The organism is Streptomyces sp. NBC_00885 (genome assembly GCF_045207475.1).
GTDB lineage: Bacteria > Actinomycetota > Actinomycetes > Streptomycetales > Streptomycetaceae > Streptomyces.
In genome coordinates this window covers 6,322,063-6,334,190 of record NZ_CP108796.1, presented here as the reverse complement: position 1 = coordinate 6,334,190, position 12,128 = coordinate 6,322,063, and the positions used below count along the sequence as shown (strand labels likewise).

The following is a 12,128-nucleotide window of genomic DNA, read 5'->3' as shown; positions in this document are numbered from 1 at the left end:
GGTGACCAGAACGCCGGCCAGAACGGCGGTCAGGGCGGAAACCAGGCAGGTGACCAGGCCGGCGGCGGACAGGCCAACGGCGAAGTCGTCTGCGCCGGGTCGACCGTCACCCTCTCCGGCGAAGCCGGCGCACCCGCCGCCTCCAGCAACCAGTTCCCGGTCGGCACCAGCCTCAAGGTGACCAACCTCGACAACAACAAGTCGACGACGGTCAAGGTCACCTCGGCGTCCGGCAGCTGCGCCCTGCTGAACAACGCGGCCTTCGAGCAGGTCCGCGAGCCCGGCAAGTTCCTGATCCGCAAGGCCAGGATCGAGCGCGTCGGCTGACCTGACGGTCGTCAACGGGAACCCCAGGACGGTGCCGCACCCCCCACGGCACCGTCCTGGTCACCGTTCGAGCAGGACCTCCGCCTCCCCCAGGATCTGAGTGACCCGCAGCCCGAACCGTACGTCGCAGTCGTGGGCCCGCCCCGTACGCGCCGACTCCAGCAGCGCGTCCACCGCCGCCCCGAACGAGCGCACCGCATCTCCCCACACCGGCAGTTGGACCGTCCCCCGTTCGCCGACGAGCTCGATGCGCACGCCCGATGCCCTCACCGGCGCGCTCAGGCCGAGCGTTGCCGTGCTCGACGCCCCCGACGTGTGCCGCAGCACCAGATGCACGGTGTCCTTGGGCCCGCGCGCCGCGGTCACCTCCGTGACATCGCCGAGCGACGGGATCAGTACGGAGAGCACATGCGGGCCGACGTCCCACAGTCCGCCCTTCTCACGCCGCCACGGCGAGGCGGCGTACGGACTGTCTCCACCCGGCGCGTACAGCGAGCCGATCCACTGCGCGTGAGCCGTGAACCAGCCGCCGACCGCCGCCTGTTCGGCGATCCAGGGCGCCGTGTCCGCGGCGAAGCGCAAGGTACAGAAGACCACCGAAGCGACCCCGGCGCGTTCGGCCGCCTGTGCCGTCTCGCCCGCCGCCGCCACGCTCGTGGCGACCGGCTTGTCCAGCAGAAGATGGCAGCCCGCCGCTGCGGCGCGGGCCGCGAGCGGTGCCTGGATGTCCGGCGGCAGCGAGAAGGCGACCGCGTCACTGGCGGCGATGAGGGCGTCCACGCCGTCGTCACCGGAAAAGGCGGCGGTACCGTGCGCGCCGGCCAGGAGGGCGGCCGCCTCGGGCCGTCTGGCCCACACCCCGCTGAAGTGGACCTGCGGGTGCGCGGCGAGCGCGGGAGCCTGGGTGCGCTCCGCCCAGGGGCCGGCGCCGATCAGTCCGATACGCAGCTGCTTCGCGGGCTTCATCATGCGGCCAGTCTGCCCGTGAACGCCGCAGGCTCCTCGATCCCGCCGGAGTCCGTGTCCCGCCGAACCCTTGTATACGACATGGTCGCCGCTCAAGCAGGGGGTCAAGCGGCTGGCCGGAGACGAAATCCGCAGGTGAAGCAGGGGGCAGAGGGGGCTCACGCCAAGCCGGGCCGGGCCACCGGTCGGGCGTAACGTGGGGTTCACAAACGGGCAACGGACGGGAAATCCCCTATTGCGAAGCTGCGCGACATACCGCTGCACCCGCAAAGGATGAGGCCCCGTGACCTTCAAGGCTGAGTACATCTGGATCGACGGCACCGAGCCGACCGCCAAGCTTCGCTCGAAGACGAAGATCCTTAACGACGGCGCCGAGCTGCCCATCTGGGGCTTCGACGGATCCAGCACCAACCAGGCCGAGGGCCACGCCTCCGACCGGGTGCTCAAGCCGGTCTTCTCCTGCCCGGACCCGATCCGCGGCGGCGACGACGTCCTTGTGATGTGCGAGGTCCTCAACACGGACATGACGCCGCACGAGTCCAACACGCGTGCCGCGCTCGCCGAGGTCGCCCAGAAGTTCGCCGCCCAGGAGCCGATCTTCGGCATCGAGCAGGAATACACCTTCTTCAAGGGCGCCCGTCCCCTCGGCTTCCCCGAGAGCGGCTTCCCCGCCGCGCAGGGCGGCTACTACTGCGGTGTCGGCGCGGACGAGATCTTCGGCCGTGACATCGTCGAGGCGCACCTGGAGAACTGCCTCAAGGCGGGTCTGGGCATCTCCGGCATCAACGCCGAGGTCATGCCCGGCCAGTGGGAGTTCCAGGTCGGCCCGCTCTCCCCGCTGGAGGTCTCCGACCAGCTGTGGGTGGCCCGCTGGCTGCTCTACCGCACCGCCGAGGACTTCGAGGTTTCCGCGACCCTGGACCCCAAGCCGGTCAAGGGCGACTGGAACGGCGCGGGCGCGCACACCAACTTCTCGACCAAGGCGATGCGCGAGGGCTACGACGCGATCATCACCGCCTGCGAGTCGCTGGGCGAGGGCTCCAAGCCGCTCGACCACGTCAAGAACTACGGCGCCGGCATCGACGACCGCCTGACCGGCCTGCACGAGACCGCCCCGTGGAACGAGTACAGCTACGGCGTCTCCGACCGCGGCGCCTCGGTCCGCATCCCGTGGCAGGTCGAACAGGACGGCAAGGGCTACATCGAGGACCGCCGCCCGAACGCCAACGTCGACCCCTACGTCGTCACACAACTGATCGTCGACACCTGCTGCACCGCGCTGGAGAAGGCCGGCCAGGTCTGATCCCACCGCCATGCCGCGTTCACAAGGGCGTCCACCGGTCCGGCCGGTGGGCGCCCTTCGGCGTGCCTCACGCACAGGGAACGCACGAGCCGTATCAAGGTGCGGAAGCCGAGTGCTGCCGCACCATGTCATCTGATTCAATGGGCACATGGCCAGCTACCAGCACACCGCGACAGGTCGCACCGACCTCGAGCCGTTCTGGCCTACCCGGCAGCACCACGACTTCGACCGGGTGTGTTGCCGCGCGGTGAACGCGCGGGCCCTCTAAAGCCGCTCACCCCGGTCTTCGGCCAGCGCGCACGACGTACGTCCGTCCTCTCGACTCGACGACTTCCTCCGCGCGAAAGAGCTGACCTCTCATGGCGAATTCCCGTTCCATCTCTGCCCTCCCCGCCGCCCCCCTGCCCCCCGAGGGCCGTCACCGACTGCGTGCCGTCGAACGCGACGAGGTCGTCGCACCGGCCGCCCTCGTCGATGTCGCCGACTTCCTGCCGCCGGGTGCCACCTGGCTGCCCGCGCCGCCGCACACCCTGCCCACTCTTCCGGGTCGGCCGCCGATGGTCGGCTATCTCGTCCTCGTACCGGCCGAGCAGCAGCTGCAGCGGGAGCAGGAGCCCGGCGAACAGGGTGACGGTCCCGTACGGATCGACGCCGCGCAGCGCACCGCCCTGGTGGACGGGCGGGCGCTGGATCTGACCTACCTCGAGTTCGAACTGCTCGCGCATCTGGTCGCGCACCCCCACCGGGTGCACACGCGCGACCAGTTGGTGACCACGGTGTGGGGCTACGGGCATGTGGGCGACGGCCGGACCGTCGACGTCCATGTGGCCCGCTTGCGCCGGAAGCTGGGCGCCGAGCACCGCCGTACGATCCAGACCGTGCGGCGGGTCGGCTACAAGTACACGCCGTAACCCGACGCGCCGTAACCCCACGCCCGGGGTGTTTCCCTGGCAGCGGAATCCCTGTTCCCAAGGCCCTCCCGCCAGGCAGAGTCGCCGGTATGAGACTTCTGATTCTGGGGGGCACGGAGTTCGTCGGCCGTGCGGTGGTCGAGTCGGCACTGGCCCGCGGCTGGGAGGTCACGGTCTTCCACCGCGGGCGCCATGAAGCACCGGCCGGTGCGGCCACGTTGCTCGGCGACCGCACGGCGCCGGACGGTCTGGCGGCGCTCGCCGAGGGCGAGTGGGACGTCGTCGTCGACACCTGGTCGGCGGCGCCGTCCGCCGTACGGGACGCGGCCCGGCTGCTCGCGGGGCGCGTCGGTCGCTACGTCTATGTGTCGAGCGCTTCCGTGTACGCCTGGCCGCCGTCGGCCGGTTACGACGAGACCAGCCCGGTCGTCGAGAGCTCGGCCGACGCGGGCGATGTGCCGTACGCGGAGGCCAAGCGGGGCGGCGAGCTGGCTGCGGTCCAGTCCTTCGGCGAGGACCGTGCGCTGCTGGTCCGGGCCGGCCTGATCATCGGGCCCAGGGAGAACATCGGCCGCCTGCCGTGGTGGCTGGGCCGGATCGCCCGCGGCGGCCCGGTCCTCGCACCGGGACCGCGGGACACGCCGCTGCAGTACGTCGACGTACGCGACCTGGCGGACTGGATGCTCCAGGCGGCGGAGCGGGGGCTGAGCGGTCCGTACAACCTGGTGAGCGAGCAGGGGCACACGACGATCGGGGAACTTCTGGAGGCGTGCGGGCGGGCGACGGGGTCGGTGCCCGAACTCCGGTGGACCCCGGCCGATGAGATCCTCGCGGCGGGCATCCGGCCCTGGACGGACCTGCCGATCTGGATCCCCCGGGCCGAGCAGCCCGAGCTTTACGACGCGGTGCACGGCGTCGGCGTCGCGAAGGCGGTGGGGGCGGGGCTGAGGTGCCGGCCGGTGGGCGAGACGGTGGAGGACACGTGGGGGTGGCTCCAGTCGATCGGCGGGACGGCGCCGCAGCGGGCGGACCGGCCGGTGGTGGGGCTGTCGCGGGAGGTGGAGGCGGGGGTTCTGGGCGGGGCGTGACGGTGCGCCTGCGGCGGGGTCACGCGGCTGAGCCGGCGGGTGCTCGCGGTGCTGGCGTATCTCGACCGCGGTTAGGTCGTGCCTGACAAGTCCCGCCGGCGCCTTCCGGCCGGACGGCGCTCCTCGTCAGACACGGCCCAGCCGACCGACGGGCGCCCCTGGCGCGCGCCTCAGCTCACCGCCTGCTTCAAGAGCGCACCGATCCGCGCCTCCACCTCGGCCGTGACCTCGGTCAGGGCGAAAGCGACCGCCCACATCGTGCCCTCGTCCAGCTTCGCCTGGTCGCTGAACCCGAGCGTCGCGTAGCGCGACTTGAACTTCTCCGCGCTCTGGAAGAAGCAGACGACCTTGCCGTCCAGCGCGTAGGCGGGCATCCCGTACCAGAGCTTCGGCGCGAGGACAGGAGCGCCGGCTGTGACGACGGCATGGACGCGCTCGGCCATGATCCGGTCCGAGTCCTGCATCTCGGCGATCTTCGCGAGCACATCCCGCTCCGCCTCCGCCGCCTTGTCCGCACGCGAGCTGCGGCGCGCAGCCGTCTTCAGCTCCTGGGCGTGGTCCTTCATCGCGGCCCGCTCCTCGGCCGTGAATCCCTTGTACGCGCTGCTTTCGGCGCTACTCATCGCAGATCTCCCTTTGTTGATCTGGTGTGGCGGGACCTTGGGCGTGTGTGGCGACACACCATCACCCCATCATCGGCACGCACCGTGCCGATCGAGACTGAATACTGCGCGCAGTCCTCGGCAAAGTCAACGGCACGCCGCGTGCAGATAGGGTGGGAGCATGAGCGACACGCCCGCCACGCCACGGCGCCGAGGTACCGCGCGCACCGAAGAGCTGTTGCGGGTAACCCTCGAGCTGGCTGCGGAGGTCGGTTACGCGGGCCTGAGCATCGAAGCGGTCGGCCGACGGGCCGGGGTCGGGAAACACACGATCTACCGCCGCTGGCCGTCCAAAGCGGCGCTGCTGCTCGACGCACTCAGCCGCGTGTGGACCAGCGATCTGGACTACCGCGACACCGGGGACGTCCGCATGGATTTGCGCGAACAGTTCCTACGTTCAGGCCTCGCCCTCTCCAGCCCGCCGATCGGCCCCATCTACCGCGCAGTTATCGCCGAAGCGCAGGCCGATTCCACGCTGCGGGCGACCTTGCACGAACGATTCCTGGCCACCGTCGAGCAGAGCACCCTCGACCGGATCACCCGCGCCCAGCGCACGGGTGAACTGACCGCGGAAGCGAACCTGGAATTCGCCGCCGAGGTGTTGTGCGGCACTCTGTACTACCGCAGCCTGCTGTCAACCCGCCCCATCGACGAGGACGCGGTCGACGGACTGCTGAACATGTTCATGGCCGCCTACGGAACCACCGGCCAGAGCCCGTCCGAGAGATGACGGATGTGGCGCCTGGGAGCGGACAGTGCCGCTGCTACCGGGTGTTGACCGGCGGAGGCTGGGTGCCAAGGGCCGGGGCTGGACGACCGCGTCGCACGCCCGACGCGGTCATCGGGGCTCCCGTCAGGCCTCGTACTCGCTGAGGTCGATCGCGTAGACGTGCAGCGGGAAGCCGTACTCGGGGTGCGTCGTTTCGTGGTCCAGTTCCATGCCGAGCTTGCGCATCACGTTCTCCGACGCGTCGTTGCCCAGCCGCGCGATGCTGATCACCCGGTCCAGGCCGCGGTCCCTGAGCGCGAACTCCAGTGTGGCGGCGGCGGCTTCGGAGGCGTACCCCTGGCCCCAGTACGGGGTGCCGAGCCGCCAGCCGATCTCCACCGCGGGCAGTACCTCGGGCAGGAAGGTGGGCACGGACAGGCCGACGTAGCCCGCCAGTTCGCCCGAGGCGAGCAGTTCGACGGCGAAGAGTCCGAAGCCCTCCTCGTCCCACTCCTCCTCCCAGCGCTCGATGTCCTCGGCGGTCTGCTCCTCATCGCGTACGGAGCCGTCTCCGATCCACTGCATGACCTGCGGGTCCGCGTTGATTTCGGCCATGGGGGCGAGGTCGTCCTCGCGCCAGCGGCGCAACAGGAGCCTGGGGGTGTGGATCTCGGTCATGCGCCCCATCCTGCCATCCCGGCCGCCGCCCGACTTCGGGGCAATCCACCGGGTTTGCTTCTGGAGAATTCTACGAATTCCCGCTTCAAACCAGCTCTGCTTGAACACCCCATGGGCCCCACCCGTATGGATGGTCGCGCTTCTCCCTCAGTCGGGACCCCCTTATACCCACACCCGACGACGAAGCAGAGGAGTTCCATGGGACGCACAAGAAAACGCTCGACGCTGGCGAACCGGGCGATCGTTGCCTCGGCCGCATTGATCCTGGGCGGGGGTGGGCTGGTCGCGGTCAATACGTATGCCTCCGCGGGCGAAGGCTGGTCCTGGTCCGGTCAGGAAAACGAGCAGACGCAGACGAAGAACGCCGGAGCTGAGATCTCCACGATCGACTGCCCCGAGGTCGCGAACGATATCCGCGAGGTGCCGGACCAGGCACGTCCGGAGGTCGACGGCGAGCTGGCGAAGATGGACAGCCAGATCACCGACGCGTACAAGCAGTTCGCAGACCAGAAGGAGGCGATCGAACGGGATCCACAGCTGGCTCAGAACGCCATTCTGAATCCGCTGAAGGACAAGCGGACGGCGAGCATCGAGCGTATTTCCATCGCGATCGGCCGGTCCGGCCAGCCGCCCCAGGGACTTGACTCCCTCGCTCAGTGCAGCCTGCGCGCCGACGACAGTGACGACAACCAAGGCGATCAGAACGGCGACCAGAACAACGACGACGGTCAGAACGACAACGGCCAGGACGGCGGTCAGAATGGTGACCAAAATGGCGGCCAGGACGACAATCAGGGCGATGACCAGGGCAATGACAATGGTCAGGGCGACGATCAGGGCAACGGCAACGGACAGGGCGGCAATGGCCCCGAAGCAGCCGACTTCGTAGACATCCAGTCCGTCCAGCCCAACGTCCAGCAGCCCCAGCAGCGCCGGGGCGGCTCCCGAGGATCGTTCGCCACCAAGTGCGGAACGAACCAGAACGGCAAGTTCAATCCGGACAATGTCATCGTCGCCCCTGGTGTGAGCAATGGCGCGCACCATATGCACGACTACGTCGGCAATCAGGCCAATGACGCCTTTGCCAGCGACGACGATCTCGCCAACGGGGACACCAGTTGCCAGAATCAGGGCGACAAGTCCACGTACTACTGGCCCGTGCTGCGTCTGCAGAACGGACAGAACGAGAACGACGCCAATGCGGACGGTGGCGGCAAGGACCAGAACGTCGGAGAGATCCAGACTCCGTCCCAGGTCACGCTGAATTTCGTCGGCAACCCGGTCAGCAAGGTGACCGCGATGCCCCGCTTCCTGCGCATCATCACCGGTGACGCCAAGGCATTCGTCAACGGCGACGCGAACGCGAACGCTTCCTGGAGCTGCACCGGTTTCGAGGACCGTCAGCTCAAGGACAAGTACCCGATCTGCCCCGAGGGCAGCCAGGTGGTGCGGTCGTTCAAGTTCCAGAGCTGCTGGGACGGTCAGAACACCGACAGTGCCAATCACCGCACCCATGTGGCATTCGCGGACGCCAATGGCAACTGTGGCAATGGATTCAAGGCGATTCCGCAGTTGGTCCAGCGCATCGTCTATGACGTCCCGCCGGGTCCCGGTTTCGCGGTCGACTCCTTCCCCGAGCAGCTGCACAAGCCGGTCACGGACCACGGTGACTTCATCAACGTCTTCGACGAGAACCTGATGAACAAGGTGGTGAACTGCATCAACAACGGCCAGAAGTGCCGGTGACCCACTGACACGATCGCCTGAAACGGCCGGATCGGCCTCCCTGGGAAGGGGGGCCGATCCGGTCGTTTTCTGTCAGCTCCCGTGGTGTCCCGAGTGGCCGCCCTCGCTCCCGGCGCTGTCACCGGTGCTCCCGGAGTGGTGCTCCGAGCCGGTCTCCACCGTCCCGCCGAGCCGGCCGCGCAGCGCGGTCACCACCTTGGCGTCGCCGACCACGACCCACTTGCGGCCCACCAGATACGAGCCGCCGTAGTCATTGGCCTCGTTGATCCATTCGCGCTGGCCCCGGTCGGTGGCGAAGGTGGCCAGCACATACTTGCCGTCGCCGGTCGTGCAGTTGGCCTGCCGCAGCTCGGCGGCGTCCGTCTGGATGTTCGGCTTGCACTTCGCCTGCTGGGCCAGCTGCTCCAGGGTGCCGGTCGCCGTCGTGGGGGCCTTGTCGCCGTCCCCGCCACGCCCGTCGCCGTCGTCGCCCGATCCGCAGGCCGCGGCAAGGGTCAGTGCCAGAACTGCCAGTGCTGCGCGGGCCGTCCGCCTCGCGCCCGTGTTCGTACTCGTCCGCATCCGGCCATCGTGCCTTGTCGGCCGCCTTTTGCGCCGCCGAACTCCCGGTAACCTGCGCGACGCACGCACCTGTTGTGACGGGAGCAACATGGAGGAGCGCCGATGGCCGGGTTGTCGAGACGTACGGTTCTGGGCACCGCGGGAGCAATCGGCTTAGGTGCGGCTCTCGCCGGGCACGCCCCGGCGGCCGCCGCGCCCGCGGCACCGTTCGCCACCTCGCCCGCCCGGGAGGCGCTCGGGCGCCTGCTGCCCCGGCACGCCGGCCAGTTCCGGCTGCGGGCGCTGGAGGGCCCCGAGCGCTTCCGGGTCACCGGCTCCCGGGGCCGCATCGAGGTCGAGGGCACCAGCGCGGCCGTACTGCTCACCGGGGTGCACTGGTACCTCAAGTACGTCTGCCGGGCGCACATCTCCTGGTCGGGCAGTCAGCTCGACCTGCCGGCGCTGCTGCCAGGGCCGGGCACCGCGCTGGAGCTCTCCGCGACCGTCCCGCACCGGTTCGCCTACAACGACACGCACGACGGCTACACCGCCCCGTACGCCGACTGGGCCCGCTGGGAGCGCCTTCTCGATGTTCTCGCCCTGCACGGCTGCAACGAAGTCCTGGTCACACCCGGCCAGGAGGCCGTCTACCACCGCCTCCTGATGGACTTCGGATACTCCGACACCGAGGCCCGCACCTGGCTGCCGGCACCCTCGCACCAGCCGTGGTGGCTGCTGCAGAACATGAGCGGGTACGGCGGCCCGCTCTCCCCCGAGCTCATCGGCCGACGCGCGGACCTCGGCAGCCGGATCGCCGAGCGGATGCGCGAGCTCGGGATGCACCCGGTCCTGCCCGGCTACTTCGGTACGGTCCCGGACGGCTTCACCGCCCGCAATCCCGGTGCCCGTGTCATCCCCCAGGGCACCTGGAACGGGCTGCGCCGCCCCGACTGGCTGGATCCACGCACCCAGAACTTCTCCGACGTCGCCACGGCCTTCTACCAGCACCAGAGGGAACTGTTCGGCGAGACCTTCCACTTCAAGATGGATCTGCTGCACGAGGGCGGCACACCCGGCGACGTCCCGGTCGCCGACGCCGCCCGCGCGGTCGAGACCTCCCTGCAGACCGCCCGGCCCGGCGCCACCTGGGTGATCCTCGGCTGGCAGGCCAATCCGCGGCCGGCGCTGCTCGACGCCATCGACACCGACCGGGTGCTGATCGTGGACGGGCTCTCCGATCTGGACACGGTCACCGACCGCGAGAAGGAGTGGGGCGGGGCTCCGTACGCCTTCGGCACCATCCCGAACTTCGGCGGGCGTACGACCATCGGCGCGAACACCGACCGCTGGACGGCCAAGTTCACCGCCTGGCGCGACAAGCCGGGCAGCGCGCTGGCCGGAACCGCGTACATGCCGGAGGCCGCCGAGCGCGACCCGGCCGCGCTGGAGCTGTTCAGCGAGCTCGCCTGGCGCGAGGAGAGGATCGACCGGGACGCGTGGTTCGAGGAGTACGCCGAGATCCGCTACGGCGGCGAGGACGGCTCGGCGCGGGCCGCTTTCGCCGCGCTCGCCGCGACGGCGTACAAGCTCACCAGCACCGACGGGCGGCCCTACGACTCGCTGTTCTGCCGCCGCCCCGGCATGACCTCATCGATCGGTACGGCCTTCGATCCGGCGGGCTTCGACCGGGCGTTCGCGGCGCTGCTCGGCGTACGGCCCTCGCTGCGGGACAGTGACGCCTACCGGCACGACGCCACCGACCTGGCCCGCCAGGCACTCGCCAACCGCTCGCGCACGCTTCAGCTTCCGCTGCGGGCCGCCTATCAGAACAAGGACGTGGACACCTTCCGCGCCGTCTCGGCGCTGTGGCTCAGGCTCATGCGGCTGAGCGACACGATGGCGGGCTGTCACCGCTCCTTCCTGCTGGGCCCCTGGCTGGAGGACGCCAAACGGCTGGCCACCAGCGCGGACGAGGCGGTCGAGCTGGAGCGCACGGCCCGGGCTCTGATCTCCACCTGGGCGGACCGGGCGGCGGCCAATCAGCTCAGCAACTACGCCAACCGCGACTGGCACGGACTGATCAGCGACGTCCATCTGCCGCAGTGGGAGGCGTATCTGGAGGAGCTGGCCACCGCCCTGTCCGAGGGCCGCGCCCCCAAGCCCTTCGACTGGTATCCGGCCGAGGAGGCCTGGACGAAAGAGCGGCGCGCCTATCCGGTGCGGGCCACGGGCGACGCGTACCGCACCGCCCGCAGGGTGTACGACACTCTCGCGACCGCCCCCTACCAGGGCTACGTCGACGTCACCGTGAAGCCGCCCGCCTTCACGCCGGGCAGCACCGGCACGGTCACGGCCGCGTTCCGCAACCTCAGCGGGCTGCGCTCCACCGGCCGCGTCGACTTCGAGCTGACCGGCCTGGACGCCGAGCCGCAGGGCGAGCCCTTCCTGGACAGTGTCCCGGCGGGCGGCACCGGCACAGTTTCCTGGCGGGTGACGGCCCCGGTCGATCCCGTCGAGGAGCCGCTGCGCGCGATGCCGTACGCGCTGCGCACGCAGTACGGGCCGCGCGGCGAGGAGCGCGTGACCGTCCCCCAGCAGGGCTCGCTCTTCCTCGCGTCGCCGCTGGATGCCGGGTGGCGTACGTACAGCAGCAACGCGGCCGTATTCGGGCAGGCCGGCGACCGGTTCGCGATCAACGGCGGGGGCACCGACCTGTGGCGGGGCACCGCCCACTTCGGCACCGCCTATCGCGAGAGCGCGCTGACGGTGGGCGCGAGCGTCGAGCTGAGGGTGGACTCCCAGGAGAACACGAGCAGTTGGGCCCGGGCGGGCATCGTCGTCCGCAACGGCCTCGCACGGCCGGGTGACGCCGGTTTCCTGAATCTGGCGGCCACACCGGGGCAGGGCGTCGCCCTGTCGTACGACACGAACGGCGACGGCACCCTGGACACGTACAAACGCATCCTCGGGGTCAAGGCTCCGGTGCTGCTCCGGCTGACCCGCGGCGCCGGGACCTCCTTCACCGGCTCCTGCTCGACGGACGGCGGCGCCACCTGGCGCCCGGTCGCCACGGTGTCCGTTCCGGGAGCCGCGGACGTCCAGGACGTGGGCCTTTTCATGAGCGCGGCCAACGGCGGCGGCGGAGCGCGCGGCACGGTCCACTTCAGCGGGTGGTCGGTCACATAGGTTGTTTACATT

General features: G+C 69.8%; 10 protein-coding genes and 1 pseudogene. 7 read left to right on the top strand and 4 right to left on the bottom strand.

Features of this window, described 5'->3' with window-relative positions:
* Positions 1-27: 27 nt before the first annotated feature.
* A pseudogene (locus tag OHA61_RS28655) lies at positions 28-327 on the top strand (hypothetical protein); the annotation flags it as partial.
* A gap of 60 nt (positions 328-387) precedes the next feature.
* On the opposite strand, the gene OHA61_RS28650 reads toward OHA61_RS28655, so the two are convergent.
* Positions 388-1,296, bottom strand: coding sequence for a Gfo/Idh/MocA family protein (locus tag OHA61_RS28650; protein ID WP_406305461.1), 909 nt, complete (start codon positions 1,294-1,296; stop codon positions 388-390).
* Between the two features lie 280 nt (positions 1,297-1,576).
* Between OHA61_RS28650 and glnII the strand changes: the two genes are divergently transcribed.
* From glnII to OHA61_RS28635, 3 genes are all read left to right on the top strand, one after another.
* Positions 1,577-2,596 (top strand): glutamine synthetase, encoded by a 1,020-nt coding sequence (glnII, locus tag OHA61_RS28645; RefSeq protein WP_406305460.1) that lies wholly within the window; start codon positions 1,577-1,579, stop codon positions 2,594-2,596.
* A gap of 359 nt (positions 2,597-2,955) precedes the next feature.
* Positions 2,956-3,507: a winged helix-turn-helix domain-containing protein gene (locus OHA61_RS28640; protein ID WP_406305459.1), complete on the top strand. Its 552-nt coding sequence runs from the start codon at positions 2,956-2,958 to the stop codon at positions 3,505-3,507.
* An 89-nt stretch (positions 3,508-3,596) separates the two neighbouring features.
* A complete protein-coding gene (locus tag OHA61_RS28635; RefSeq protein ID WP_406305458.1) occupies positions 3,597-4,595 on the top strand; it encodes an SDR family oxidoreductase in 999 nt (332 codons plus the stop codon).
* A gap of 170 nt (positions 4,596-4,765) precedes the next feature.
* Here the strand turns inward: OHA61_RS28635 and OHA61_RS28630 are convergent, their stop codons facing one another.
* The gene (locus tag OHA61_RS28630) at positions 4,766-5,218 is read right to left on the bottom strand and encodes an iron chaperone (RefSeq protein ID WP_406305456.1); all 453 of its coding nucleotides are present in this window, start codon (positions 5,216-5,218) and stop codon (positions 4,766-4,768) included.
* A gap of 160 nt (positions 5,219-5,378) precedes the next feature.
* Between OHA61_RS28630 and OHA61_RS28625 the strand changes: the two genes are divergently transcribed.
* Positions 5,379-5,987: a TetR/AcrR family transcriptional regulator gene (locus OHA61_RS28625; RefSeq protein WP_406305455.1), complete on the top strand. Its 609-nt coding sequence runs from the start codon at positions 5,379-5,381 to the stop codon at positions 5,985-5,987.
* 123 nt (positions 5,988-6,110) lie between these two features.
* On the opposite strand, the gene OHA61_RS28620 is transcribed toward OHA61_RS28625, so the two are convergent.
* The gene (locus OHA61_RS28620; RefSeq protein ID WP_324983922.1) at positions 6,111-6,644 is read right to left on the bottom strand and encodes a GNAT family N-acetyltransferase; all 534 of its coding nucleotides are present in this window, start codon (positions 6,642-6,644) and stop codon (positions 6,111-6,113) included.
* Positions 6,645-6,842: 198 nt separating this feature from the next.
* Here OHA61_RS28620 and OHA61_RS28615 point away from each other — a divergent pair, with 198 nt between their 5' ends.
* The gene (locus OHA61_RS28615; RefSeq protein WP_406307507.1) at positions 6,843-8,390 is read left to right on the top strand and encodes a DUF1996 domain-containing protein; all 1,548 of its coding nucleotides are present in this window, start codon (positions 6,843-6,845) and stop codon (positions 8,388-8,390) included.
* A gap of 72 nt (positions 8,391-8,462) precedes the next feature.
* Here the strand turns inward: OHA61_RS28615 and OHA61_RS28610 are convergent, their stop codons facing one another.
* Complete coding sequence (locus OHA61_RS28610) at positions 8,463-8,951, bottom strand: hypothetical protein (RefSeq protein ID WP_361915815.1); 489 nt, start codon at positions 8,949-8,951, stop codon at positions 8,463-8,465.
* 102 nt (positions 8,952-9,053) lie between these two features.
* On the opposite strand from OHA61_RS28610, the gene OHA61_RS28605 reads away from it, so the two are divergent.
* A complete protein-coding gene (locus OHA61_RS28605) occupies positions 9,054-12,116 on the top strand; it encodes an alpha-N-acetylglucosaminidase TIM-barrel domain-containing protein (RefSeq protein ID WP_406305454.1) in 3,063 nt (1,020 codons plus the stop codon).
* Positions 12,117-12,128: the final 12 nt, after the last annotated feature.

Excerpts from the sequence above, each read along its gene's own strand:
- OHA61_RS28615 (WP_406307507.1), top strand. The coding sequence starts at position 6,843 with ATGGGACGCACAAGAAAACGCTCGACGCTGGCGAACCGGGCGATCGTT.
- OHA61_RS28625 (WP_406305455.1), top strand. The coding sequence starts at position 5,379 with ATGAGCGACACGCCCGCCACGCCACGGCGCCGAGGTACCGCGCGCACC.
- OHA61_RS28620 (WP_324983922.1), bottom strand. The coding sequence starts at position 6,644 with ATGACCGAGATCCACACCCCCAGGCTCCTGTTGCGCCGCTGGCGCGAG.
- OHA61_RS28630 (WP_406305456.1), bottom strand. The coding sequence starts at position 5,218 with ATGAGTAGCGCCGAAAGCAGCGCGTACAAGGGATTCACGGCCGAGGAG.
- OHA61_RS28605 (WP_406305454.1), top strand. The coding sequence starts at position 9,054 with ATGGCCGGGTTGTCGAGACGTACGGTTCTGGGCACCGCGGGAGCAATC.
- OHA61_RS28610 (WP_361915815.1), bottom strand. The coding sequence starts at position 8,951 with ATGCGGACGAGTACGAACACGGGCGCGAGGCGGACGGCCCGCGCAGCA.
- OHA61_RS28640 (WP_406305459.1), top strand. The coding sequence starts at position 2,956 with ATGGCGAATTCCCGTTCCATCTCTGCCCTCCCCGCCGCCCCCCTGCCC.
- OHA61_RS28635 (WP_406305458.1), top strand. The coding sequence starts at position 3,597 with ATGAGACTTCTGATTCTGGGGGGCACGGAGTTCGTCGGCCGTGCGGTG.
- OHA61_RS28650 (WP_406305461.1), bottom strand. The coding sequence starts at position 1,296 with ATGATGAAGCCCGCGAAGCAGCTGCGTATCGGACTGATCGGCGCCGGC.